The sequence below is a fragment of the Streptomyces sp. NPDC047974 genome, assembly GCF_040653375.1.
Classification (GTDB): domain Bacteria; phylum Actinomycetota; class Actinomycetes; order Streptomycetales; family Streptomycetaceae; genus Streptomyces.
Genome location: NZ_JBEZNU010000033.1, coordinates 32423 through 57141, shown reverse-complemented (window position 1 = coordinate 57141; position 24719 = coordinate 32423). Strand labels below are relative to the sequence as shown.

Here is a 24719-nt window from a genome sequence, read left to right as displayed (position 1 = left end):
GCTTGGACACCCGCGACCCCTCACCGCAATTTCCTGACGCGCCATCAGATTGGCCGTCAAGGTACGCCCGGGGCCCTACGGAGGGAAGAAGAGCGACCGTGAAAGTCCTGCGGTGGCCGGCGCCGGGGGGCGGGGAACCGTCAGGCGGGGGCGGCCAGTTCGGCCCAGACCGTCTTGCCGGGGGCGCCCGGCACCCGCTGGATGCCCCAGTCGAGGCAGAGCCGCTGCACGATGAACATGCCGTGTCCGCCGGGGCGTCCGGCCCGGTGCGGGGTGCGGGGCGCGGGCTGGCCGGCGCCGCGGTCGGTGACTTCGAGGCGGACGGCCGTGGCGAGGCGGACGACCCGGAGCCGCTCGGGCCCCTCGGCGTGCAGGCAGGCGTTGGTGACGAGTTCGGAGACGACGAGCAGGACGTCCTCGGCGGCGGCGCGGCGGTCGGCGCCCGCGGCCGGCAGCCAGCCCCACTCGGTCAGCGCGGTCCGGGTGAAGTCGCGGGCGAGCGGGACGGTGCCGCTGGTCTCGCCGAGCGCGAGCGTACGGACGTCACGGACGTCGGAAGCCTGGTCCATCAGCACTTCACCTCACCGGTCGACGAGAGAGCAGGGGCGGGGACGAGAAGGGTGGCGCGGAGGTGCGGCGGGTCGTCAGCCGGAGTCGGGCAGGGCGGTGGCGAGGGTCTCGTGCACGGTGAAGACGGCCTCGGCGCCGGTGATCCGGAAGACCCGGGCCACGGCGGGCCGCATGGCCACCAGGTGGACCGCGCCGCCGGCGGCCTCGGCGCGCAGCCGGGCCCCGAGGAGCACGTTGAGGCCGGTCGAGTCACAGAAGCCGAGGCCGGCGCAGTCGACGACGAGCCGGACGCGGCCGGCGTCGAGGGCGGCGTCGAGCGGGGCGCGCAGCAGTTCCGCCGTGTGGTGATCGAGCTCACCCACCGGGACGAGGAGTTCCGCGTCACCGTCCGCGCCACCGGCCACGGCCCTGGCCTCGACCCGCAGCCGCTCGGGCCGCGCGCTGCCGATGTGCTGGCGGTCCATGGTGTGACGCCTCCTCGATCGACTCCGCCGAACCCTACTAGCGGGGCCCCTTCCGGCGCACACGAGCCCACCACAAACCCCCCCAAAGCGGATTATTGCCACTTGCAACGATCGCCGCCGAGCAGGTAGGGCTAGTACGGAACACCCGATCCAGCCGGCTTTGGAGGCGCCGCACACCGCACCCGGACACCCACCCTGGAGGAGACCCATGTCACCCCGGATCGACGCCCCGCGCACCCCCACCGCGCCGTCGACACCAGCCCTTCCCCGTCCCGCCGAGCCCACACCCGCGCTCCCCCCGGCGCTCGACGGCCCCCTCGACCGCGTCGCCCCCACCGACGCCCGCGCGCTCTCGAAGGACCTCTTCGCCCGGCTCGCCGAGCTGGAGGAGGGCACCCACGAGTACGCGTACGTCCGCAACACCCTCGTCGAACTCAACCTGGCCCTGGTCCGCTTCGCCGCCGCCCGCTTCGGGACCCGCAGCGAACCCATGGAGGACATCGTCCAGGTCGGCACCATCGGCCTCATCAAGGCCATCGACCGCTTCGAACTCGCCCGCGGCGTCGAGTTCCCCACCTTCGCGATGCCGACCATCATCGGCGAGATCAAGCGGTTCTTCCGCGACACCTCCTGGTCCGTGCACGTCCCCCGGCGGCTCCAGGAACTCCGGCTCGACCTGGCCCGGGCCGGCGACGCCCTCTCCCAGCGCCTCGACCGGGCACCCACCGTGGCCGAACTCGCCGCCGAACTCCGGCTGACCGAGGACGAGGTCGTCGAGGGCATGGCCGCCAGCAACGCCTACACGGCCGCCTCCCTCGACGCCCAGACCGAGGACGACGACCACGGACAGAACGAGACCACCCTCGCCGACCGGCTCGGCTACGAGGACGACGGCCTGACCGGCATCGAGTACGTCGCCTCCCTCAAGCCGATGATCGCCTCGCTCCCCGAACGCGAACGGCTCATCCTCTCCCTCCGCTTCGTCACCGGCCTCACCCAGTCGGAGATCGGCGCCGAACTCGGCATCTCCCAGATGCACGTCTCCCGGCTGCTCTCCCGCACCCTGGCCCGGCTGCGCCGCGGACTCACCCTGGAGGAATGACCGCCGCTCCGGAGGAATCGCCCCCACCGGCCCCCGCGAGCCGCCAAGATGGCGACGGAAAGGGCCCGTTCACGGTCTTCGACCCGGACGGGCCCTTCCGTGCGTTCAGGGGGGACGGCCACAACGGCCGCCGGGCGGGCCGTTGTTGACGGGACCGTCCGGAATGGGCCACATTGAGCCCGGGGATCTGGGGGGAATCTGTCATGGTTTCTGCGTACGCGGACCTGGAAGAGGGCATGCGCGCGCGGCTCGGGGGCCGGGAGTGCCTCTACGTGCCGTCGTGCCGCCTCGGGCTCTACCTCGCGCTGCGCCGCTGGTGCGCGCCCGGAGGCCGGGTGCTCATGTCGCCGGTCAACGACGACGTCATCTTCTTCGTGGTGCTCGCCGCCGGCCTGCGGCCCGTCCAGGCACCGCTCGACCCGCGCGACGGCTCCCTCGACCCGGCGGCCGTGCCCGACGCCGTCTGGTCCGGGCTCTCCGCCGTCCTCACCACCAACCTGTACGGCAACCCCGACCCGGCACCCGAGCTGCGCGCCCGCTGCGACCGGCTCGGCATCCCGCTCCTGGAGGACGCCGCCCACGCCATCGGCTCCACCGCCGGCGGCCGGCCCGTCGGCACCTGGGGCGACGCCTCCGTCTTCAGCCTCTCCAAGCACACCGGAGCCAAGACCGGCGGCTTCCTGACCATCGCCGACCCGCGGCTGCGCGAGGGACTCGCCGCCGAGCGGGACGCGCTGCTCCGCCCGGCCCGGCTCGTCAAGGAACTCGCCTACCTGGCCCGCCCGCACGCCGAGGCCACCGCCCGCGGCCTGCGCCTCGCCCAGCCCGCGCACGCCGCCCTGCGCGCCCTCGGCGTCCACGAACGGCCCGGCATCCGGATGCCGTTGCGCCCCGAGGAGCTGGCCCGCGCGCTCGGCGCGGCCCCCGCGCTCGACCCCTTCCACTCCTGGGTGCGGGTCGACATGCACGACTACCGGCTGCGCCCCGGCGCCGGCCGCCTCGCCCGCACCCGCCGCAGGCTCGCCGCCCTCGACACCGTCCTCGACGCCCACCGCGCCGGCACCGCCCGCCTCCTCGGCTGCGAGTACTCCGGGCAGGGCCTCCCGGCGGACGGCGAGGTGCCCGCGCTCTTCCGGGTGCCGCTGCTCGTCGAGGACCGGGACGCCGCCGTCGCCGCGCTCGCCCGCCGCCGCATCACCGTCGGCTACCTCTACGACCCGCCGCTCGACGCCTACGCCGGGGAGCGGTTCACCGACCCCTCCCCCGCGCCCGCGGCCGCCGCCTGGTTCGCCCGGCACGCCCTGCCCGTGGACCCGCGCCGCGCCGACGAGGTCCTCGCCGTCCTGCGCGCCTCCGGCGCCCGGCCGGTCACGCCCGAACCCTCCCTCGGCGGCGCCCGGTGACCGGGACCGTACGGGCCCGGGGCGCGGACCCGGACGCCCCGGGCGCGCGCGAGGCGAAGGGCACGGAGGCCCCGGCCGCCGACGGCGACGACTCGCTCTTCCGCAACGCCTACGCCCTCATGCTCTCCACCGGCGTCTCCGCCGCCCTCGGCCTCGGCTTCTGGCTGGTCGCCGCCCGCTACTACACGGAGGAGGCCGTCGGCCAGGGCTCCGCCGCCATCGCCGCCCAGCGGATGCTCGCCTCCATCACCGCGACCACCCTCTCCGGCGCCGTCGTCCGCTACGTCCCCCGGGCCGGCCGCGCCACCGGGCCGCTCGTCGCCCGCCTCTACCTGCTCAGCACGGTGGTGGTGGCCGCCGCCTCCGGGATCTTCCTGCTCACCCTGGACCTGTGGGGACCCTCGTACGCCCCGCTCGGCACCCTCTCCGCCGGGATCTTCTTCACCCTGTCGACCGTCGGCTGGGCGCTGCTCACCCTCCAGGACGGCGTCCTCACCGGCCTGCGGAAGGCCTTCTGGGTGCCGGTCGGCAACGCCGTCTTCTCGGTCGGCAAGCTCGCCCTGCTCGTCGTCCTCGCCGCCGCCCTGCCCGTCCTCGGCGTCTTCGTCTCCTGGGCGGCGGCGATCGCGCTCTCCACGGTCCCGCTGGCCTGGCTGGTCTTCCGCCGGCTCATCCCGGCGCAGGCCCGCGCCGACCGGGACCGCGAGCCGCCCACGTACCGCGAGATCGGGCGCTTCGTCGCCGGCGACGCCTTCGGGGCCGTGTTCAGCCTCCTCATGATCAGCCTGCTGCCGGTCATGGTGGCCGTCCGCTTCGACGCCGCGCACAACGCCTTCTTCTACACGGCGTACACCGTCGGCGGCACCATGGAGTTCATGGCCATCAACATGGCCTCCTCGCTCACCGCGCACGCCTCCCACAGCCCCGAGTCGCTCGCCGAGGGCGTCCGGGGCGCGCTGCGCCGGATGGTGCTGCTGCTCGTCCCCGTGGTCCTCGTCCTCGTGCTCTTCGCGCCGCTGATCCTCACCCCCTTCGGCCAGGGCTACACCGACAACGGCTCCCTGGTGCTGCGGCTGCTCGCCGCCGGGGCGCTGCCCCGGGTCGCGGTGGAGCTGTACATCGGGGTGCTCCGCGTCCAGGGCCGCACCGGGATGCTCGCCGCCGTCCAGGGCGCCATGTGCGTCCTGGTCCTCGGCTCCGCGGCCGTCCTCCTCGGCCCGCTCGGCATCGCCGGGGCGGGGGCGGCGGTGCTCGGCGGGATGACCGTCATGGCCCTGGTGTGCGTACCGGGCCTGCGGGCGGTCCTGAAGGGCACGGCGTCCGCGGCGCCCCCGGAACCGCCGACCGCCGAGCCCACCGCGCTCGCCCCGGCCCCCGCCCCCGCCGAGGACGACGGCTACGGCACCCAGTGGGCGCGGCAGAGCGCCTATCTGCGCGCCACGGCCGCGCAGGACACGGTGACGCCGGCCTTCGGCATCCCCGTGTACGTGCCCCGGCCGCGCGCCCCCGAGCCCGCGCCCGCGCCCGTACGCCACGCTCCGCCGCCCGTGCGGGACCGCGCGGCGGGCGTCCTGTGGTCCCTGCTCGCGGCGGCCGCCGCCGTCTTCTGGCTGCCGCTCACCGGCGCCGCCCCGCTCGGCACGGCCCCGCTCGCCGGCTCCGAGCTGCTCGCCGCGCTGCCCGCGCCGACCCTGGCCGCCGGGCTGCTGCTCGTCGCCCTCCAGGGCGCGGCGGTCGCCCCGCGCGCCTTCCGCGGCGGCTACGCGGCGGCCGTGCTCCTCGCCACCTTCCTCGCCCTGCACACCGCCCCGCCGCTCCTGGGCCTGCTGCCGCCGCCCGCCGTCGGCCCCGGCGCCGGGCTCCTGGGCGCGGGCCCGGCGGCGTGGCTCGCCCCGATCGCGGCGCAGGCGGCGTGCCTGGGCCTGGTGGCGGTGCTGCTGCGGGTGTGCGGGGCGGGCGGACGGATCACGGTCGGCGTGGTGTGGGTCCTCGTCTGGGCCGGCTGGGCGGGGCAGCAGTCCTTCGCCGCCGCCCCGCTCCCCCTCGTCCTCGGCCTGTCGGGCGTCACGATGGCGGCGTACGCGATCCGCGGCCTGCGCGCCTGAGGCGGCCCTCCGGCAGCGGCTGGCGGAAGTACGGGGCGAGCCCCGCCTCCCGGTATCCGTCGAGCCCCGGCCCGGAGTTCACGGTCAGGTCGCACCCGGGCCCGGGCACGGCCCGGTTCCAGTGCACGTACGCCTTCGCCTCCGGCAGCGTCGGCGCGACCTCGGGGATCCGCGCGTACCAGTCCCGCTGCCGCCCGGGCCGCTCCGGGTCGGGGGCGGTGGCGAACTCGGCGAGCATGACGGGCTTGTCGGCGGAGACGTTCGCGCGGAGCCAGTCGTAGGAGGGGCGCTGGCTCTTCCCGAAGTCCAGCCAGTCGGGCGACTTGTGGCAGAGGTAGTAGTTGTACTGGTCCATGCCGATCCAGTCGACGTAGGCGTCGCCCGGGTAGAGGGCCTTCATCGTGGCGGCGTTCCCGAGCCAGCCGGAGACCGTCCACACCCACACCACGTTGGTGACGCCGAGCTCGCGGAAGCGGTCGTGGAGGTGGCGGTAGGCGGCGACGTACTCCTCCGGGGTGCCGGCGCCCTCCGGGATCCGGAAGTCGGCCTCCTGGTCGAAGGAGAAGAAGACCGTCCTGCCGTACGCCTTGATGCGGCGGGCCTGCGGGTCGATGACGGACGCGTCGTAGCGGCCGGAGGCGATGTTCCTCCAGCCGAGCTGCTTCTCGGTCCAGTTCGCGTGGTGCTTCTCGGTCCACACGGTGGACTCCCAGGCGAGCATCAGCAGCCGGTCGCGGCCGAGTTCGACCTCGTCGGGCGTGAGCAGCTGCCCGTCGGCCGCGCTGCCCGACATGTCGTGGTAGTTGTACACGAGGTCGAGGCGGCGGCCGATCTTCTTCTCGAAGGCGTACACCGGCCGGGTCAGCGAACCGTCCTCGTCGTACGGGACGTACGCGCCCCACCAGGCGCCGCAGGGCGCCACCAGGCGGGCGTCCGGCCGGCAGCGGTCGCCGTCCCGCTCCTCCGCGAGGGTCGCCCACACGCCGACGCCGGCGGTCAGCGCGCCGACGGCGGCGAGCGCCACCGCGAGCCGGCCGGTGGAACCTCCCCCGTCCCGCCGCCCGTTCACCCGTCCTCACCGCCGCCCCGTTTGCGGAACCGGAAGCCCGGCAGCAGGGCGGCGACGGTGACGAAGGCGGCCAGGACGCCCAGGAAGGCGGCGACGCTGAAGGCGTCCGCGAGGAAGAGCCCGGTGGCGGTGAGGGTGGCCAGGGCGAGGCTGACCGGCGCCGCCAGGGCGAAGACCTCCAGGCGGGCGTCGGGGCGCGGCCCGGCCGGCTGCCGGGTCAGCAGCACGAAGCCGGGCGCGAAGCCGACGAAGGCGAGGACGGGGATCCAGCGCAGCGGGGAGCCGTCGGGCAGCGCGGTGGCGGCGAGCGCGACCCAGCCGGAGACGGCGAGGGCGGCTCTGCGCCGGACGGGGGTGAGGCGTGGGAGGGCCATGGCGTACCTGCTCCTTCGGTCGGGTCGGTGGAGGGGCGGGAAGGGGTCAGCCGGTGGGGGGCTCGTAGCGGAGCACGATCCCGTACCGGCCCTCCTCCACCACCCCGAAGAGCGGGGACGCCTTCAGGGCGGCGACGAGGGTGTCGAAGCCGCCGGGCGGGAGGTAGCCCTCGCCGATGACGGCCTCGGCCTGGGTGGGGGTGAGGATCACATAGGCGGGCCGTCCGGCCGGGATGCCGCCGGCGAGGTAGCCGGCCGGGTCCTTGAGCATCCGGAGGTTCTCGTCGACCTCCTGCTCGGTGAAGAACCAGCGCTCGTACCGGTCGTAGCGGTAGTACGCGTCGGAGAAGGCGCCCGTGGCGGCGAGGATCAGCGCCCCCTCGGGGGCGTGGTCGAGCGCCCGCCGGGTCAGCGCGGTCTCGCCGGGCTGGGCGTAGTGCATGCCCTCCTTGCCGTAGTACGAGGGCAGGAAGCCGGCGAGCATGGCGAGGAGGGCGAGCGGCAGCGCGACGGTCGCGGCCCGGCGGGCGGCGGTCGCGCCCCGGCTCGCCGCGCCGGCGGCGGGGACCAGCGCGGCGGCGGCGAAGAACGCGGAGCCGGGCAGGCCGAACAGGTAGACGCGGAAGATCATCTCGCCGCCGTAGTCGTTGACCAGGACCAGCGGGACGGGCGCGGCGGCGGCGAGGATCAGCGGCAGGGCGCTGCGGGCGAGCCTGCGGCGGAGCAGGACGGCGGTGACGGCGAGCCCGCCGAGGGCGAGGACCATCAGGACGTTGGCGCTGCCGACCAGCTCGGGGCCGGGTCCGGTGGGTTCGCCGGCGAAGCCGGGCCGCGAGTTGGCGAGCAGGTTGCCCAGCTTCTCGCCGAGGGTGGAGAGGGTGTCGAGGAACAGCTCCCGGCCCATGGTCAGGTACCAGGCGAGCATGAGGGCGGCGGCCGTGGCGAGCAGCCCGAGGTTGCGGTAGCGGCGGGTGAGGCAGAGCGCCGCGAGGGTCACGCACAGCATCAGCGGGGTGAGCTGGTGGGCGGCGTTGACGGCGGCGATGACGGGGACGAGGAGGAGGACCGTGACGGCCCGCTGCCGGGCGGTCGTGGCCGGTGGGACGGCGGCGGCCGCCGGGTCGAGGACGGCGCGGTCCCGCAGCCGGCCGGCGGACCCGGGCCGCACGAAGCGGCGGACGACGACGGCGAGGACGGTGAGGTACAGCAGGTAGGAGAAGCCCTGCGGGGAGAGGTAGTCCTGGCCGACCCAGTTGGCCAGCTGGAAGATCCACACCGCCGCCCACACCAGCCGCCAGTCGTCGGTGAAGGTCCGGTAGACGAGGACGAGGACGGGCAGGGTGAGCAGCCCGAGCGCGACCGGCGCCCAGTTGATGAAGGAGGCGGCCCCGTCGACGCCGAAGGCGCGGACGAGCGCCGCGTCGAGCGCGAAGAAGCCGGGCCACTGGTCGTAGGCGGACATGCCGCCGGAGAGTTCGGTGCCGGGGTGGACGGTGCCCTCGGCGAGCAGCCGGGTGATGATCGCGTCGTGCTTGGACGCCCAGGCGTAGCGGACGGTGTCGTAGAGGACCGCGGGCGGCGCCTTCAGGGCGACGAGCATCGCGACGCTGTAGACGGCGGGCCAGGCGGGGGCGGTGCCGGCCCGGCGGAGGCTGAGGACGAAACCGAGGGTGAGGACGGCGAGGGCGGCGTAGAAGGTGACCGGGAAGCGGTCGAGCAGGCCGAACTCGTCGATGTGCCGGAAGTCGACGCGCGGCAGCGCCCAGAGCCAGAGCGCGGCGGCGAGGAGGAGCGGGGCGAGGGCGAGGACGAGCGGCGCGCGCAGCCGCCGGGCGGCGGGTGCGGCGTCCGGCGCGGTGGGCGGCTTCGCCTCGTGCGGGCCGTCCGGCTGCGCGGGCACGGCTCCGTCGGTCACCGTCCCCGGCCGGTCCTGCGCCTGTTCTCCCGCCTGCCCTTGCGCCTGCTGTTGCGCCTGTCCCTGCTCCTGCTTCTGCACGAACTCTTCTCCCTGTACGGGGTGGTCGGTCTCGGTCGGTCCTGCCGGGTCGCCTCAGCCCGCGAACTCGGGTCCCTTCACCAGGGCGCGGGTCCGGCGGTAGAGGCGCCAGCCGAGGGTGGGGAGGGAGTCGGGGTACGGGGCGACGCGGGCGCCGCGGCCGTCCATCCAGGCCTCCACGTCGGCGGTGGTGTGGTCGCGGCGGACGATGAGCCGGGCGATCCGGAAGAGTTCGTCGGTCGCGGAGCTGAGGGCGTGCCGGACGGCGACGGCGGAGGCGTATCCGGCGGCTTCGGCGGCGCGGCGGACGGCGGGGCTGTTGTAGCCGTGCGGGTAGGCGAGGTGGCGGACCTCGTGGCCGAGGACGTCCTCCAGTTCGGCCTTGGAGTCGCGCAGTTCGTGGCGGAGCGCGGCCGGCCGGAGGGTGTCGAGCTGGGGGTGGCTGACGGTGTGGCCGCCGACCTCCATCCCGTACTCCTCCAGGCGCGGCGCCTGCGCCAGCGTCATCATCGGCGCGGGCGGCAGGAGGCACGGCCGGCCGGGGGCGAGGGCGCCGGTGGTGAGGTACGCGGTGGCCGGCAGCGCGCGGGCGGCGAGCGCCTCTGCGGTGGGCCCGGCGAGGTCGGCGAAGCCGTCGTCGAAGGTGAGGACGACGGGCCGGGGCGGCAGCGGGGTGCCGGCGGCGAGGTGCCCGACGAGCGCGCCGACCGTGAGCGGGGTCCGGCCGGCGGCGGTGATCGCGTCGAGGTGGGAGGCGAACTGCCGGGGGGTGACGGTGAATTCGGCGATCCAGGACGGCGGGTCGTCCATCACCGGGTGGTAGAGGAGGACGGGGACGCGGGTCATCGGCCGGCCCCCCGGGAGAGGCGCGCCCTGAGGTAGCCCAGCGGGCCGTAGAGCATGCCGCGCCGTTCCAGGCGGGACAGGGACGCGGGCCACGGGTGGTGCCGGGTGCCGTGCTCGCCGGGGACCCCGCCGCCCTGGGAGCCGCCGCGTTCGGCGGTCATCGTCCGGGCGTGCGCGAGGCCGCGCGGGAGCCGGGCCAGGAGGGCGGGCAGCAGGGCGGGGCGGCGGACCATCGTGGCGGTGAGGTACGCGGTGAGGCCGGCGCCGTAGCCGTACGCCTGGTTCTCCAGGTCCTGCCAGGTCTCGCGGTGGTGGTGCCAGACGAGCGCGCCGGGCGCGTACCGGAGCCGGTGTCCGGCGGCGAGGACGGCGACGAAGGCGTACAGGTCGTCGCCGCCCCGCGCGGCCGTCCCGGTGCCGGTCGCCGGGTCGAAGCCGCCCGCGCGGCGCAGCGCGGAGGCCCGGAAGGCCATGTTGGCGCCGGAGCCGAAGCTGCCGGCGGTGAAGGGGAAGAGCGGTTCGTCGGCGGGCGGGCGGGCCGGGTCGTACAGGCGGGGCGCGAAGCCCTTGGCGAAGCCGCCGTGCGATTCGAGGAGGATCTGCGCGGGGGTGGTGAGCCGGGCGGGCAGGATCAGGCCGGTGACGCAGCCGAGCCCGGGGTCGGCGGCGAAGGGCGTGGCGAGCGCGGTCAGCCAGTGCGGATCGGCGATCACGTCGTCGTCGGTGAAGGCGAGGACCTCGCCGCCGGCCGCGGCGACCCCGGCGTTGTGGGCGGCGGCCAGACCGGGCCGGTCCTCGCGGACGTAGCGGACCCGGCCGGCGTACCGCACCCGGACCAGGTCGCGGGTGGCGGAGGTGCGGGGGGCGTTGTCGACGACGACCAGCTCGTGGTCGGGGTGGTCCTGCGCCAGGAGGGAGTCGAGGGCGCGGGCGAGGGAGCCGGGGCGTTCGCGGGTGGCGACGACGACGGAGGCGGAGGGCGGGGGGCCGTCCGGTCCGGGGCCTTCCGCCGCGCGCCGCTCCGCGTCGGTGCGGGGCGTGGCGGCGTCGGCCACCCGCTGCGCGGCGAGCGCGGCGAGGACCTCGGCGGGGTCCTCGCCCTCCTCGTAGCGGCCGAGGACGGTGGCGGCGGGGCGGCCGTCGACGCGGACGAGGGCGTAGACGTCGCCGGGGGCGACCTCGGCGGCGCCGGGGGCGGGGCGGAGTCGCGGTCCGGCCGCGCCGAGGTCCAACTCGGCGACGGATATGGCGGGTTGCTGGTTCAACGGGGCTCCCCCAGGGACGTACGGGTTCGAGGCCGGGTGCGGGCCGCCGGTGCCGCCACGCGGCTAGCGGTCGCCCTTGAGGCGGGCGAGGGTGTTCAGGGCCTCGCGGGCGCGGGCGGCCAGTTCGGGGCGCGAGCGGACGTAGGCGTGGGCCGCGCGGACCGGTTCGCGGCGGAGCCAGTGCAGGGCGGTGCGCGGGTCGGGGCGGGTGACGGCGCCCTCGTACACGGTGAGCTCGCCGGTCTTCAGGGAGTCCTTGTACTCGGCGGCTCCCCGCCCGAGGTCGAGCATCCCGATCCCGGCGGCCGCCGCGCCCTCGGCCATCCTCAGGTGGAGGACGAGGCCCGGGGAGTACTTGGCGAACTCGGGGTCGTACGCGGGGAACCAGCACGACAGGACGGTCGCGGAGCGCAGCCCGAAGTGCGCGGCGACCGGGCGGTCGCCGGCGTAGAGCACGGACAGGACGCCGGAGCAGCCGGGCGCGCGCCGCGCGTGGAGGCGGCGGACGAGGGCGCTGATCCACTCCTGCGCGAAGCGGTCGCCGCGGCCGGTGCGGCGGTACTGCGCGGACTTCCACTCCATGAGGGTCCGCAGGGCGGCCGGGTCGCGCTCGTCGAAGACGAAGCGGACCTCGCCGTCGGCCTGCCGGGCGAGCCTGCGCTCCTTGGCGAGGGTGGTCTTCAGGAACTTCGGGGACTGGACGCGCAGCAGCGCCTCGTACGCCGCGTAGCCCTCGCCGACGTCGATGACGGGGGAGGCGAAGGACTCGTCGGCGGCGCCCTCGAAGACGGGCTGCCCGGTCTCCAGGTTGTCGTACTCCCAGAAGACGAGCCCGCAGGCCCGCAGCAACGCCTCGGTGCCGGGCCGCAGTCCGGGCCGGAAGACGCCGCCCTGGCTGTCGGAGACGCCGAAGCCGATGGCCCGCCCCCGCCCCAACGGCCCCTTCTCGTACGGGAAGAAGCCGACGGGCTCGCCGTCCTCCCACCACACGGCGACCCGCGACCGGGGCCGGACGGACCCGACGGCGAGGGTGAACTCCGGTTCCATGAACGGGTTCGCCGGCGCACCGGACTTGGCCCTCAGCTCGCGCCACGCCTCGATCTCCCGCGCGCCCAGCTCCCCCGGTCGCACGGTCCCCACACGCCAAGCACTCACCTAGCCGACCCCCCGGTCATCCCCCTGAGCACTGCCAGGACAGGACGGTACCGGTCCGAACCGCTCCCCGGCAGGCATACTCGGCGTTTCGATCACGGAGGGGGACGAGGGTGACCGGGATGCTGCTGGGGCGGGGCCGCACGGCCGACGTGTACGCGACCGACGACGGGGCCTGGGTGCTGCGCCGCTACCGCGACGGCGGGGACACCGCGCGCGAGGCGGCGCTGATGGTCCGGCTCGCCGAGGCCGGCTACCCGGTCCCGGCGGTCCGCGGGGCGGCCGGACCGGACCTGGTCATGGAGCGGCTGCGCGGCCCGTCGCTGAGGGAGGCGGTGCTGTCGGGGACGCACACGCCGGAGGAGGCCGGGCGGCTGCTCGCGGAGCTGCTGTCCCGCCTGCACGCCGTGCCGGGCCGGGTGGTCCACCTGGACCTGCATCCGGAGAACGTGGTCCTCGCCGAGCGGGGCCCGGTGGTCATCGACTGGCGCACGGCGCGGGAGGACACCGACCCGGGCCTGGACCGCGCCATGACGGCCCTGCTCCTCGCCGAGGTCGCCATCTCCCCCGCCCCCTACGCCGGGGGCGCCGGGGCCGCCCTCGCCGCGCTCCTCGCGGCCTGTGCCGGCCCGCTCCTGCTCGCGCAGGCCCATGCGCTCCGGGCCGCCGACCCGCATCTGACGGAGGCGGAGACGGCCGCTCTGGGGCGGGCGGTGGAGCGGGTGCGGGCGCCGGGGGCCTAGGCCGTTTCTTCCGGATCGGGCCGGGCTCGCGTCTCCCCCGGCTACCGCTGGGAGGTGCCCCCATACGCACGCGCGCTCGCCGCGTTGTCGTCGGTCGCCGATGTCCCCCGGCTACCGCTGGGAGGTGCCCCCACCGCATGGACTCCCTCCTCCGCCTTGCGACCGCACGCACCGGACGCCGCTCCCTGATCCGGCCCGATCCGAAGGAAACGGCCTAGCGGTCAGGACCTGCCGGAGCGGCGGATCCCGGTGATCTCCGGGTCGCCCGCGACCGGGGCGCCGAAGGCGTCGACGCGCACGCCGCCGGCGGTGGCGGTGACCTCCAGGGCCAGGTTGTCGTTCGGCGAGAGTTCGCGGAGGTCGATCCGGACCCGGAGGGCGCCGTCGCCGGGCATCCGGTGGACGTTCTCCGGCAGGTAGTCGGCGCCGGCCAGCGCCTTCCGCAGCGCGGCCTCGTCGGCCGGGGCGCCGGTGGCGAAGGCGGCGCGGACGCGGTCGGCGTGCGCGTCGGCGGCGCAGCGGTCGACCTCGTCCAGGGGCACCTCGTCGTAGGAGACGGTCGCCTCGGGGCCGGGCGGCTCGGGCAGGTCCGTGGGGAGCGGGACGGGCGCGTCGGCGGGCGTCGGCGGCTCGGCGTCGGCCGGCATCCCCGGCACCGTCTCCGCGACCTTGCTCACCGCCGGCAGCGCGGGCAGCTCCGGCGCGGTGCCCGGGGCGCAGGTGTTCGTGATGCGGACGGCGATCGCCTGGGCCCGCACGATCGGGTCGGGGTGTCTCTCCAGGTCCTTCCCGGAGAGCATCCGCGGGGACGGGCTCGCGGTGACGGCCGCGGGGGCGGCCGTGACGGCGGGCTTGCCCGCGGCGCCCGGCGTGCCGCAGGCGGTCAGCGTCAGGGCGCCGAGGGCGGTGGCGGTCAGGGCGAGGGTTCGGAGGAGGCGCTTCGACGTGGTCATGCCGGAATCATGCGGGCGGGCCCGAACCGCCCACATGAGTACGGCTACTCAACGCACCTGGTGCGACAGCCGAGTCGACCGTGCGTCAGACCACCCGCACGCCGCTGCGCCAGACCTCCGCGACCAGCGGGACGCCGGGGCGGTAGGCGAGGTGGACGTGGGAGGGGGCGTCGAGGACGGTGAGGTCGGCGCGGGCGCCGGGCGCCAGACGGCCCACGTCGGTGCGGCGGAGGGCGGCGGCGCCGCCGGCCGTGGCGGACCAGATCGCCTCGTCGGGGGTCATCCGCATGTCCCGGACCGCGAGCGCGACGCAGAACGGCATCGAGGAGGTGAAGGAGGAGCCCGGGTTGCAGTCCGTGGACAGGGCGACCGTCACGCCCGCGTCGAGCAGGCGGCGGGCGTCCGGCCACGCGGCGCGCGTCGAGAACTCGGCGCCCGGGAGCAGCGTGGCGACCGTGTTCCCGGAGGCCAGCGCGTCGACGTCGGCGTCCGTGAGGTGGGTGCAGTGGTCGGCGCTCGCCGCGTCCAGCTCCACCGCGAGCTGCACGCCCGGGCCGTACGAGAGCTGGTTGGCGTGCACGCGGGCCTGGAGGCCCTTCGCCTGGCCGGCGGTGAGGATCGCGCGGGCCTGGTCGCCGTCGAAGGCTCCCTTCTCGCAGAAGACGTCGACCCAGCGGGCGTACGGCGCGCAGGCGTCGAGCATCGGGCCGGTGACCAGGTCGACGTAGGCCGCCGGGTCGTCGGCGTAGTCGGGGGACACGATGTGCGCGCCGAGGTACGTGACCTCGTCGGTGTGCTCCGCCGCGATGCGCAGCGCGCGGGCCTCGTCCTCGACGGTGAGGCCGTAGCCGGACTTCGTCTCGAAGGTGGTGGTGCCCTGGCGCAGGGCCTCGCGGAGGTAGCGGGCCACGTTCGCCGACAGTTCGGCGTCGGTGGCGGCGCGGGTCGCGGCGACCGTGGTGCGGATGCCGCCCGCCTTGTACGGCTGCCCGGACATGCGGGCGTTGAACTCGGCGGTGCGGTCGCCCGCGAAGACGAGGTGGGAGTGGGAGTCGACGAAGCCGGGGAGGACGGCGCGCCCCGCCGCGTCGACCTGCCGGTCCGCGGCGGGGGCCTGCGCCGCCGGGCCCGCCCAGGCGACCCGGTCGCCGTCCAGCACGAGGGCGGCGTCCCCGACGAGGCCGAGGGGGCCTTCGCCGAGGTTCGGGTCGTTGGTGACCAGGCTGCGGATGTTCGTGATGACCGTGGTCGTCAAGGTGCTCTCCGGTGGGGCGGGCGGGTGGGTGCGGGCGGGTGTCAGTCCCTCAGCGCGGCGATCGAGTCCGCCAGGGCCCGGGCCGCGTCCGGTACGGAGACGTGCGCGCCGTCCTGGACGATCCTCCGGCCGCCGACCACCACGTGGCGGACGTCCGCCGCCGTCGCGGCGAAGACGGCCGTCTCGGGGGCGAGGCGGGGGACGGGGCCGGCCGTGCGGACGGTGTCGAGGGCGATCGTCGTGAAGTCGGCGAGGGCGCCCGCTTCCAGGGTGCCGGCGTCGGTCCAGCCGAGGGCCGCGTGGCCGTCGGCGGTCGCCGCGCGCAGAAGGGCGGCGGCCGTCCAGTGGCCCCGGATGTTCGTCCGGAGGCGTTCGTTCAGCTCCATCGCGCGGGCCTCTTCGAGGAGGTCGACGACGGCGTGGCTGTCGCTGCCGAGGGAGAGCGGGGAGCCGGCCTTCTGGAGGGCGACGGCGGGGCCGATGCCGTCGGCGAGGTCGCGTTCCGTCGTGGGGCACATGCAGGTGCCGGTGGCGGTGGATCCGACGAGGGCGATGTCGGCGTCCGTCATGTGGGTGTTGTGGACGCCGGTGGTCCGGGGCCCGAGGACGCCGTGGTCGGCGAGGAGCCGGGTCGGGGTGACGCCGTGGGCGGCGTGGCAGGCCTCGTTCTCGGCGGTCTGCTCGGAGAGGTGGACGTGGAGCGGGGCCCGCCGTTCCTCGGCCCAGCGGGCCACGGTGGAGAGCTGCTCGGCGGGGACGGCGCGGACGGAGTGGATCGCCGCTCCGATCCGTACGCCGTCGCGGTCCTTCAGGGCGCTCGCCCGCTCGGCCCACCGCTCGGCCGTGCCGTCGGTGAAGCGGAGCTGGTGGCGCTCGGGGGCGGCGCCGAAGCCGGAGGAGAGGTAGGCGGTGTCGAGGAGGGTGATGCGGATGCCCGCCTCCGCGGCGGCCGCGATCAGGGCCTCGCCCATGGCGTTGGGGTCGGCGTAGGGGGTGCCGCCGGGGGCGTGGTGGAGGTAGTGGAACTCCCCCACCGCGGTGATGCCGGCGAGCGCCATCTCGGCGTACACGGCCCGGGCGAGGGCGAAGTACGAGTCCGGGGTGAGGCGCTGGGCGACGGTGTACATGACCTCGCGCCAGGTCCAGAAGGTGCCGCTCCCGACCTGCACCGTGCCCCGGAGGGCCCGGTGGAAGGCGTGGCTGTGGGCGTTGGCCAGACCGGGAACGGTGAAGCCGCGCAGGACGGTCGCGCCGGGCGGCGGCGTGTCCACGCCGGTGCGCACGGCGGTGATGCGGCCGTCGGTCACCTCCAGGGCGACGCCCGGCTCGCTGGGGGTCCCCCCTGTTCGAGCGGAGCCGAGAACTTGGGGGAGGGTGCCGAGCCAGGCGTGTTCCAGCCAGTACGTCATGTGCACGCGAGGCCCTCCAGTACGTCGGCGAGTGCGCGGACGCCCGCGACGCAGTCGTCCTCGGCCGCGGACTCGGCCGGGGAGTGCGAGACGCCCGTGGGGTTCCGTACGAACAGCATGGCGGTCGGGACCGAGGCGGAGAGGATTCCGGCGTCGTGTCCCGCGCCCGTGCCGAGGACGGGGGTCTTGCCGCCGAGGAGGCGCACCAGCTCGTCGCGCAGGGCGTGCCGGAACTCGACGACGGGGGTGAAGGACTCGCGGACGACGGCCAGGTCGATGCCGTGCGCGGCCGCCTTGTCCCGGGCCGCCGTCTCGATCCCGGCGATCACCGCGTCGAGCGCCTCCTGGTCCGCGGCGCGGGCGTCGAGCCAGCCGCGGACGAGGGACGGGATCGCGTTGACGCCGTTGGGTTCGACGGAGATCTTGCCGAAGGTGGCGACGGCGCCCGCGAGTTCGGCCTCGCGGCGGGCGGCGAGGACGGTCTCGGCGTACGTCAGCATGGGGTCGCGGCGGTCCACGAGCCGGGTGGTGCCGGCGTGGTTGGCCTCGCCGTGGAAGTCGTACCGCCAGCGGCCGTGCGGCCAGATGGCGGAGGCGACGCCGACGGCGTCGCCGGACAGGTCGAGGGCGCGGCCCTGCTCGACGTGGAGTTCGACGAACGCGCCGATGCGGTCGAGGCGTTCGCGGTCCTCGCCGATCGTCTCGGGGTCGTGGCCGGCGGCCTCCATGGCCTGCGGCAGGGTGATGCCGTCGGCGTCGCGGAGCTCGTACGCCTTCTCCTTGGTCAGCTGACCGGAGGTGAGGCGGGAGCCGACGCAGGCGAGGCCGAAGCGGGCGCCTTCCTCGTCGCCGAAGTTGACGATGGCGAGGGGGCGGCGGAACGAGACGCCGCGGGCGCGGAGTTCGTCGAGGGCGGCGAAGGCGGAGACGACGCCGAGGGGGCCGTCGAAGGCGCCGCCGTCGGGGACGGAGTCCAGGTGGGAGCCGGTGACGACGGCGTCGCCCGCGGTGGGGTCGCCGAGCCAGGCCCACTGGTTGCCGTTGCGGTCGGTCTCGACGTCGAGGCGGCGGGCCTCGGCCTGCATCCGGAACCAGAGCCGGCAGTCGGCGTCGGCCCCGGTCCAGGCGTAGCGGCGGTAGCCACCGGAGGCGGCGCTGCGGCCGAGGGGCCGCAGCGACCGCCACATGGCGTGGAAGCTGTCGCTCACGCGGAGGCCTCGTCGTCGGAGCCCTCGCGCATCGGAATGCGGACGCCCTTCTCGTCGGCGACCCGCTCGGCAATGTCGTAGCCGGCGTCGACGTGGCGGATGACGCCCATGCCGGGGTCGTTGGTGAGCACGCGGCGGATCTTCTCGCCGGCGAGCTTGGTGCCGTCGGCGACGGAGACCTGGCCGGCGTGGATGGAGCGGCCCATGCCGACGCCGCCGCCGTGGTGGAGGGAGACCCAGGAGGCGCCGGAGGCGACGTTGACCATGGCGTTGAGCAGCGGCCAGTCGGCGATGGCGTCGGAGCCGTCGAGCATGGCCTCGGTCTCGCGGTACGGGGAGGCCACGGAGCCGCAGTCGAGGTGGTCGCGGCCGATCGCGAGCGGGGCGGCGAGGGTGCCGTTGCCGACCATGTCGTTGAACATGTCGCCGGCCTTGTCGCGCTCGCCCTGGCCGAGCCAGCAGATGCGGGCCGGGAGGCCCTGGAAGTGGACGCGCTCGCCGGCCATCTTGATCCAGCGGTGCAGGGACTCGTTCTCCGGGAAGAGGTCGAGGATCGCCTTGTCCGTCTTGTGGATGTCGGACGCCTCGCCGGAGAGGGCGGCCCAGCGGAAGGGGCCCTTGCCCTCGCAGAAGAGGGGGCGGATGTACGCCGGTACGAAGCCGGGGAACGCGAACGCGCGGTCGTAGCCGGCCAGCTGGGCCTCGCCGCGGATCGAGTTGCCGTAGTCGAAGACCTCGGCGCCGGCGTCCATGAAGCCGACCATGGCCTCGACGTGCTTGGCCATGGACTCGCGGGAGCGGGCGGTGAAGCCGGCCGGGTCCTTGGCGGCGGCGTCGGCCATGTCCTCGAAGGCGACGCCGATCGGCAGGTACGACAGCGGGTCGTGGGCGGAGGTCTGGTCCGTCACGATGTCGATGGGCGCGCCCTCGGCGAGCATCTGCGGGAGCAGTTCGGCGGCGTTGCCGAGGAGGCCGATGGAGAGCGGGCGGCGGGCGTCGCGGGCCTCGGTGGCGAGCTGGAGGGCGTGGGCGAGGCTGTCGGCCCTGACGTCCAGGTAGCGGTGCTCGATGCGGCGCTCGATGGCGCGCGGGTCGACGTCGATGCAGATCGCGACGCCGTCGTTCATCGTCACGGCGAGCGGCTGGGCGCCGCCCATGCCGCCGAGGCCGGCGGTGAGGGTGATCGTGCCGGCGAGGGTGCCGCCGAACTTCTTCGCGGCGACGGCGGCGAAGGTCTCGTAGGTGCCCTGGAGGATGCCCTGGGTGCCGATGTAGATCCAGGAGCCGGCCGTCATCTGGCCGTACATGGTGAGGCCGAGGGCCTCCAGGCGCCGGAACTCCTCCCAGTTGGCCCAGTCGCCGACCAGGTTGGAGTTGGCGATGAGGACGCGCGGCGCCCACTCGTGGGTCTGCATGACGCCGACGGGGCGGCCGGACTGGACCAGCATGGTCTCGTCCTGCTTGAGGGTCCGCAGCGTGCGGACCATCGCGTCGAAGGAGCGCCAGTCGCGGGCTGCCTTGCCGGTGCCGCCGTAGACGACGAGCTTGTCGGGGTGCTCGGCGACCTCGGGGTCGAGGTTGTTCTGGAGCATCCGGAGGGCGGCTTCCTGCTGCCATCCCAGGGCGCTGAGTTCCGTACCGCGCGGGGCCCGAACGGGGCGGGGTCCTGACATGGCGATGCCTCCTCGAATGTCGTTCAGATATTCACATCCTGTCTTGATGAATAGAAGTAGTCAACAGGGCGCGGCGCACGAGCCCGCCCCGGCCCTCCTCCGCGCCCGCGCCCCCGCCCGCTCCCACGCCCCCCGCGCACGCCCCCGTGACGCCCGGCGTCCGGCGCGCCAGGATGGGGGCATGGCCTCCCCTCGTCGCGATCTCGCCGTCCGGGCCGCCGTCGCCCAGGGACTGCTCACGCCCGGATCGCCCGTCGTCGCCCTGCTCGACACCGTCGGCATCCGCGCCTCCGCCGCCGCTCTGACCAGCGCCTTCGCCGCCGTCACCCGGGCCGAGGTACTGCACGCCTTCGCCGTGAAGGCGGCGCCGCTCGTGCCCGTGCTGCGACTGCTCGCCGAGGCGGGGATCGGGGCGGAGGTGGCGAGCCCGGGAGAGCTGGCGCTCGCGCGGGCCGCCGGGGTGCCCCCGTCCCGTACCGTCCTCGACTCGCCCGCGAAGACGCCCGCCGAGCTCCGCGAGGCGCTCGCCCTCGGGATCGCCGTCAACGCCGACAACCTCCAGGAGCTGGCCAGGATCGACGCCCTCGTCGCCTCCGCCCCCACCGCCTCGCCGCTCGGGCTGCGGGTCAACCCCCAGGTCGGCGCCGGGACCATCGGCGCCCTGTCCACCGCCACCGCCACCTCCAAGTTCGGCGTCGCGCTGCGCGACGAGGGCGCCCGCGAGGCCGTCGTCCAGGCGTACCTCGACCGGCCCTGGCTCACCCGGCTCCACACCCACACCGGGTCCCAGGGCGTCCCGCTCACCCTGATGGCGGAAGGCGTCCGGGCCGCGTACGAGCTGGCCGAGGAGATCAACGCCAAGGCGGGCCGCCCGCAGATCGACACCCTCGACATCGGCGGCGGCCTGCCGGTGAACTTCGCCTCCGACGAGGAGACGCCCACCCACGCCGACTACGCCCGGCTGCTCGCCGGCACCGTCCCCGGCCTCCTCGACGGGCGCTACCGCCTCGTCACCGAGTTCGGCCGCTCGCTGCTCGCCAAGCACGGCACGGTCCTCACCCGCGTCGAGTACACCAAGACCTCCGGCGGCCGCCCGATCGCCGTCACCCACGCCGGCGTGCAGCTCGCCACCCGCACGGTGTACGCCCCCGAGGCCTGGCCGCTGCGGATCCTCGCCTACGACTCCGAGGGCCGCCCCCGGAGCGGCGAGGTCACCGTCCAGGACGTGGCGGGCCCCGCCTGCTTCGCCGGCGACCTCCTCGCCGCCGGCCGCGCGCTGCCGCTGCTCCGCCCGGGCGACGTGGTCGCCGTCCCGGACACCGGCGCGTACGCCTTCGCCCACCACTACGCCTACAACAGCCTCCCCCGCCCCGCCGTCCACGGCTTCACGACCACCGGGGACGAGGCCGGAGACGGCACCGTCGCCTTCGCCCTCGTCCGCCCGGCGCAGACCCCGGAAGAACTCGTCGCCGAGGCCGGCGGCGGGCACGCGGACGCGCTCGTCCGGTAGCGGAGCCCCCGGGAACCCCCTTCGATGGGAGCCATGACCACCACCACAACCGTCGCCGTGGAGCGCCGGGTCGCCGCCTCGCCCGGCCGCGTCTGGGAGTCGATCACCGACCTGCCGGACCTGCCCCGGGTCCTGTCCGGCGTCCAGCGCGTCGAGGTGCTCACCGAGGGCGCCTTCGGCGTGGGCACCCGCTGGCGGGAGACCCGGAAGATGCTCGGCAAGGAGGCCACGGAGGAGATGACCGTGACCGCGTGCGAGCCGCCCGACCGGTACGTGACGGTGGCCGACTCGCACGGCATGCACTACGTCTCCGAGCTCTCGCTGCGCGCCGACGGGCCGGACGCCAGCGTGCTGCGGATGGCCTTCTCCGCCCGCCCCGCCCACGACCGCCGGCAGAACGTCCTCGCCCGCCTCCTCGCCCGCTTCGGCGCGAAGGCCGTCTCCAAGGCGCTCGCCAAGGACCTGGACGACATCGCGCGGGCGGTCGAGTCCCGCTACTGACCCCCGCCGCCGGACAGTTCTCCGTCCGATTCCGGTCGTCCCTGGGCATGTTCCGATGGAAAATGCCAGAACCCCCTCCCGGGCACGCGCCGTTCAGTAACGTCGCCGTCACTGCCGTTGCTCGCACGCCGTATCGGGAGGGGAACCCGCGTGCCCGGAATCGACGAGTGCCTGACCGAGGCCATGACCCTGCCGGGCGCGCGCGGCGCCTGGCTGGTCGACTGGAACAGCGGCCTCGCACTCGGCACCGCGGGCGAGTCGCCGGTCGGGGACCACGAGACGACGGCCGCCGAGACCGCGGAACTCGCCCGCGCCGCCGCCGAGTTCGACTCCTTCACCGCCGCCGCGGACGCCGACGGGGACGACGGGGAGGACGGCGAACCGCCCGTCGAGGACCTCATCGTCACCACCCGGGCCGGCTACCACGTCCTCCGCTTCGTCCGGACCTCCTTCGACTCCAGCGTCTTCCTCCACCTCTGGCTCGACCGCGCGACCGGCAACCTCGCCCTCGCCCGGATCCGCCTCGGCGACCTCGCCGAGCGGCTGGTCCTCGGATGAGCGTCTCCCCCATGCTCGTCCGGCTCGCGGCCGAGCGCGCCACCGGCGCCCTGCTGCGCGACCACGGCACCCTCTACCTCGTCGACGGCCGCGTCGTCCACGCCGAGAGCCCCGCCTCCCCCGGCATGGACGTGCTGCTCACCACCGCCGGGCGGCTGCCCCGCGAGGGCTGGGACGAGGCCGTCGACCGGGCCGGCGCGCACCGCGCGGTCGGCCGCTTCCTCGTCGACAGCGGCCGCCTCGCCGACGGCGAACTGGAGATCTGCCACCTCGGCGCCGTCTTCGACGCCGCCTTCTTCGCCCTCTCCCCCGCCAGCGGACCCACCCGCTTCCGGTACGGCGTCGGCCACTGGTTCGGCACGGTCCGCCCGGTCTCCGCCGAGGCCGTCGAGCGCGAGACGCTGCGCCGCCGCGAACTCCTCGACGCCGTCTGGCCCTACGCCTCCGTCGACACCGCCCCCGTCGTACCCCGCCCGGCCGCCCCCGGCCAGGGCGTCGGCGCCCGCCGGCGCGCCCTGCTCGCCGCCGCCGACGGCGTCCGCACCCCCGCCGAGCTGGCCCGGCTGCTCGGCCGCCCCGCCTTCCACACCCTCCTCGACGTCCGTCGGCTCGCCGCCGCCGGACTCGTCGAGACCCCGCTCGACGCGGCCCCCGACGCCACCCCCGCACCGCCCGCACCGGCCTTCTCGCCGGTCCCCCCGGTGTCCGACCCCGACATCGCCCTGCTGCGCCGGCTCCGTGACGCCCTGGAGGCACACCTGTGATGAGGCGTGCTCTGCGCCTGCGCGCCGAGAGGAGACAGTTGATGACAGCCGAAGCCGAGGTGCTCGGCGAGCTCAGACGCCTGCGCGCCCGGCTGCCCCAGCTCACCGGAGCGCTCGCCGCCAGCATCGACGGCCTCGTGCTCGCCCACGACACCGTGGACGGCGCCGCGGAGAGCGTGGCCGCACTGACCGCCGCCGCGCTCGGCGTCGGCCGGCGGCTCACCGAGTCCACCGGCCAGGGCGGCTTCCGCGAACTGCTCGTACGCGGCGAGGACGGTTACGTCGCCACGTACGCGGCCGGCGGCGCCGCCGTCCTCACCCTGCTCGCCGAACCCCGCATCAACGTGGGCCGGCTCCACCTGGAGGCCCGCCGCTCCAGCGTCCGCATCGGCGAACTCGTCGACGGCGCGCTGGACCGCAGGGACGCGCACTGACCCCGCACCGCACCCCATCCGATCCGCACGGAAGACACGATCCGTACGGGAGACAGAAGGAAGTAGCACCATGACCAACGTCGAAACCGCCCTCAAGGAAGCCGCCACGATCGACGGCGCGATCGGCGCGGCCCTCGTCGACTACACCAGCGGCATGGCGCTCGGCACCATCGGCGGCGGCAAGGGGCTCGACCTCACCGTCGCCGCCGCCGGCAACACCGACGTGGTCCGGGCCAAGGTCCGGGCGATGGAGATGCTCGGCCTCAAGGAGGAGATCGAGGACATCCTGATCACCCTCGGCACCCAGTACCACCTCATCCGGCTCCTCAAGAGCCGCACCTCCCAGGGCCTCTTCCTCTACCTGGCCCTGTCGAAGGACCGCGCCAACCTGGCGATGGCCCGCCACCAGCTGAAGAAGATCGAGGCGGAGCTGGAGGTCTGACCCGCGCCGGGCCCCGCTACTCGACGAAGAGTCCGCGCTCCGCGGCCTTCGCGTCGAACTGCTCCAGGCGCGCCTGCGCGTCCGGCAGCTCGTCCGCCATGGCCTCCAGGAGGACCCGGCCGAGGAGCATCGGCGCACAGGCGGTGTCGAAGGCGAGCCCGGTGCCGACGGCGGCCGGGATGAGCAGGTCGGAGTGGGCGGCGACGGGCGCGAAGGCGGACTCGGCCACGGTCACCACCGTGAGCCCGGCCGCCCGCGCGTATTCCAGCGCCTCGACGACCTCGCGGGGGTGCCGGGGCAGCGCGAAGCAGAGCAGCGCGCCGGCCCCGGCCCGCACGGCCGCGTCGATCCGGTCGGTGAGCATCGAGCCGCCCTCGTCGAGCAGCCGGACGTCCGGGTGCACCTTGGCGGCGAAGTACGCGAAGCCGCGGGCCTGCGAGGAGGCGGCCCGCAGGCCCAGGACGAGCAGCGGGCGGGAGCCGGCCAGCAGCCGGCCGGCGCGCTCCACGGGCGCGGGGTCGGCGAGCAGCCCGGCGAGGTGCCGGAGGTTCTCGATCTCGGCGAGGACGGCCTGCTGGTACTCGTTGTGCCCGCCGTCCTCCGCCGCCCCGGCGGGGGCCGCGGCGGGCCCGGGCGGCGCGACCTCCCGCAGGTGGCGCCGGAGCGCCGGGTAGCCGTCGAAGCCGAGGGCGACCGCGAAGCGGGTGACGGAGGGCTGGCTGACGCCGGCGAGCTCGGCGAGCTCGACGCTGGAGAGGAAGGGCGCGTCGGCGGCCCGCCGCACCATGCAGTGGGCGATCCGCCGCTGCGTGGGCGTGAGCCGGTGCCCCTCGAAGAGCGCCTGGAGCCGCCCGGCCGGGCTGTCGCTCATACCGTCCCCCTCCATCCCATCCATTCATCCCCGGTCGTGTCTGCATAAGGAT

The 24719-nt window shown here is 75.3% G+C and carries 24 protein-coding genes; 10 read left to right on the top strand and 14 right to left on the bottom strand.

Translation table 11 applies throughout. The annotated features are described in order from the left end of the window. Positions 1-140: 140 nt before the first annotated feature. Together AB0E19_RS32560 and AB0E19_RS32555 are read right to left on the bottom strand one after the other, a co-directional pair. Positions 141-569 (bottom strand): ATP-binding protein, encoded by a 429-nt coding sequence (locus AB0E19_RS32560; RefSeq protein ID WP_362186587.1) that lies wholly within the window; start codon positions 567-569, stop codon positions 141-143. A gap of 75 nt (positions 570-644) precedes the next feature. Continuing rightward, positions 645-1034 (bottom strand): STAS domain-containing protein, encoded by a 390-nt coding sequence (locus AB0E19_RS32555; RefSeq protein ID WP_362186584.1) that lies wholly within the window; start codon positions 1032-1034, stop codon positions 645-647. Between the two features lie 208 nt (positions 1035-1242). Here AB0E19_RS32555 and AB0E19_RS32550 point away from each other — a divergent pair, with 208 nt between their 5' ends. The 3 genes from AB0E19_RS32550 (at position 1243) to AB0E19_RS32540 (ending at position 5644) form a co-directional block, all read left to right on the top strand. Next, positions 1243-2136 carry an RNA polymerase sigma factor SigF gene (locus AB0E19_RS32550; protein ID WP_362186581.1) on the top strand — a complete coding sequence of 298 codons (894 nt, stop codon included), beginning with the start codon at positions 1243-1245 and terminating at the stop codon, positions 2134-2136. A gap of 236 nt (positions 2137-2372) precedes the next feature. Continuing rightward, positions 2373-3539 (top strand): DegT/DnrJ/EryC1/StrS family aminotransferase, encoded by a 1167-nt coding sequence (locus AB0E19_RS32545; RefSeq protein WP_362186642.1) that lies wholly within the window; start codon positions 2373-2375, stop codon positions 3537-3539. Between the two features lie 119 nt (positions 3540-3658). Then, entirely contained in the window at positions 3659-5644 is a 1986-nt protein-coding gene (locus AB0E19_RS32540; RefSeq protein WP_362186639.1) for a lipopolysaccharide biosynthesis protein, read from the top strand. Here AB0E19_RS32540 and AB0E19_RS32535 read toward each other — a convergent pair. From AB0E19_RS32535 to AB0E19_RS32510, 6 genes are all read right to left on the bottom strand, one after another. Continuing rightward, entirely contained in the window at positions 5604-6713 is a 1110-nt protein-coding gene (locus AB0E19_RS32535) for a glycosyl hydrolase (protein ID WP_362186578.1), read from the bottom strand. The two genes, AB0E19_RS32540 and AB0E19_RS32535, sit on opposite strands and share 41 nt — an antisense overlap. Beyond that, positions 6710-7087 carry a hypothetical protein gene (locus AB0E19_RS32530; RefSeq protein ID WP_360607787.1) on the bottom strand — a complete coding sequence of 126 codons (378 nt, stop codon included), beginning with the start codon at positions 7085-7087 and terminating at the stop codon, positions 6710-6712. The genes AB0E19_RS32535 and AB0E19_RS32530 overlap by 4 nt, the downstream gene beginning before the upstream one ends. Before the next feature lie 46 nt (positions 7088-7133). Next, complete coding sequence (locus AB0E19_RS32525) at positions 7134-9083, bottom strand: hypothetical protein (protein WP_362186573.1); 1950 nt, start codon at positions 9081-9083, stop codon at positions 7134-7136. Between the two features lie 54 nt (positions 9084-9137). Then, positions 9138-9929: a polysaccharide deacetylase family protein gene (locus AB0E19_RS32520; protein ID WP_362186570.1), complete on the bottom strand. Its 792-nt coding sequence runs from the start codon at positions 9927-9929 to the stop codon at positions 9138-9140. Further along, positions 9926-11194, bottom strand: coding sequence for a glycosyltransferase (locus AB0E19_RS32515; RefSeq protein WP_362186567.1), 1269 nt, complete (start codon positions 11192-11194; stop codon positions 9926-9928). The genes AB0E19_RS32520 and AB0E19_RS32515 overlap by 4 nt, the downstream gene beginning before the upstream one ends. Before the next feature lie 63 nt (positions 11195-11257). Further along, on the bottom strand, positions 11258-12334 hold the full coding sequence (locus tag AB0E19_RS32510; protein ID WP_362186564.1) for a GNAT family N-acetyltransferase: 1077 nt from the start codon (positions 12332-12334) through the stop codon (positions 11258-11260). Between the two features lie 134 nt (positions 12335-12468). Here AB0E19_RS32510 and AB0E19_RS32505 point away from each other — a divergent pair, with 134 nt between their 5' ends. Continuing rightward, positions 12469-13089: a phosphotransferase gene (locus AB0E19_RS32505; RefSeq protein WP_362186636.1), complete on the top strand. Its 621-nt coding sequence runs from the start codon at positions 12469-12471 to the stop codon at positions 13087-13089. Between the two features lie 221 nt (positions 13090-13310). On the opposite strand, the gene AB0E19_RS32500 is transcribed toward AB0E19_RS32505, so the two are convergent. The 5 genes from AB0E19_RS32500 to hutU all read right to left on the bottom strand — a co-directional run bounded on the left by AB0E19_RS32500 (position 13311) and on the right by hutU (position 19587). Then, positions 13311-14042, bottom strand: coding sequence for a hypothetical protein (locus AB0E19_RS32500; RefSeq protein ID WP_362186561.1), 732 nt, complete (start codon positions 14040-14042; stop codon positions 13311-13313). 85 nt (positions 14043-14127) lie between these two features. Beyond that, complete coding sequence (gene hutI / locus AB0E19_RS32495) at positions 14128-15297, bottom strand: imidazolonepropionase (RefSeq protein ID WP_362186558.1); 1170 nt, start codon at positions 15295-15297, stop codon at positions 14128-14130. Positions 15298-15338: 41 nt separating this feature from the next. Then, on the bottom strand, positions 15339-16706 hold the full coding sequence (locus tag AB0E19_RS32490) for a formimidoylglutamate deiminase (protein ID WP_362186555.1): 1368 nt from the start codon (positions 16704-16706) through the stop codon (positions 15339-15341). After that, positions 16703-17914, bottom strand: coding sequence for an allantoate amidohydrolase (locus AB0E19_RS32485; RefSeq protein ID WP_362186552.1), 1212 nt, complete (start codon positions 17912-17914; stop codon positions 16703-16705). Before AB0E19_RS32485 ends, AB0E19_RS32490 begins: the two co-directional genes overlap by 4 nt. Then, entirely contained in the window at positions 17911-19587 is a 1677-nt protein-coding gene (gene hutU / locus AB0E19_RS32480; protein WP_362186549.1) for a urocanate hydratase, read from the bottom strand. Before hutU ends, AB0E19_RS32485 begins: the two co-directional genes overlap by 4 nt. Before the next feature lie 181 nt (positions 19588-19768). On the opposite strand from hutU, the gene AB0E19_RS32475 reads away from it, so the two are divergent. The 6 genes from AB0E19_RS32475 to AB0E19_RS32450 all read left to right on the top strand — a co-directional run bounded on the left by AB0E19_RS32475 (position 19769) and on the right by AB0E19_RS32450 (position 23796). Then, complete coding sequence (locus AB0E19_RS32475) at positions 19769-21097, top strand: diaminopimelate decarboxylase (protein WP_362186546.1); 1329 nt, start codon at positions 19769-19771, stop codon at positions 21095-21097. Between the two features lie 24 nt (positions 21098-21121). Further along, a complete protein-coding gene (locus AB0E19_RS32470; RefSeq protein ID WP_362186543.1) occupies positions 21122-21598 on the top strand; it encodes an SRPBCC family protein in 477 nt (158 codons plus the stop codon). A gap of 150 nt (positions 21599-21748) precedes the next feature. Further along, positions 21749-22156 (top strand): hypothetical protein, encoded by a 408-nt coding sequence (locus AB0E19_RS32465; protein ID WP_362186540.1) that lies wholly within the window; start codon positions 21749-21751, stop codon positions 22154-22156. Beyond that, the gene (locus AB0E19_RS32460) at positions 22153-22920 is read left to right on the top strand and encodes a transcriptional regulator (RefSeq protein ID WP_362186536.1); all 768 of its coding nucleotides are present in this window, start codon (positions 22153-22155) and stop codon (positions 22918-22920) included. The genes AB0E19_RS32465 and AB0E19_RS32460 overlap by 4 nt, the downstream gene beginning before the upstream one ends. A gap of 41 nt (positions 22921-22961) precedes the next feature. Continuing rightward, positions 22962-23354, top strand: coding sequence for a roadblock/LC7 domain-containing protein (locus AB0E19_RS32455; RefSeq protein ID WP_360607761.1), 393 nt, complete (start codon positions 22962-22964; stop codon positions 23352-23354). Positions 23355-23424: 70 nt separating this feature from the next. Next, positions 23425-23796, top strand: a complete 372-nt coding sequence (locus AB0E19_RS32450) for a hypothetical protein (protein WP_362186531.1) — start codon at positions 23425-23427, stop codon at positions 23794-23796. 16 nt (positions 23797-23812) lie between these two features. Here AB0E19_RS32450 and AB0E19_RS32445 read toward each other — a convergent pair whose 3' ends face one another. Beyond that, the gene (locus AB0E19_RS32445) at positions 23813-24667 is read right to left on the bottom strand and encodes a MurR/RpiR family transcriptional regulator (RefSeq protein WP_362186528.1); all 855 of its coding nucleotides are present in this window, start codon (positions 24665-24667) and stop codon (positions 23813-23815) included. Between the last annotated feature and the right edge of the window lie 52 nt (positions 24668-24719).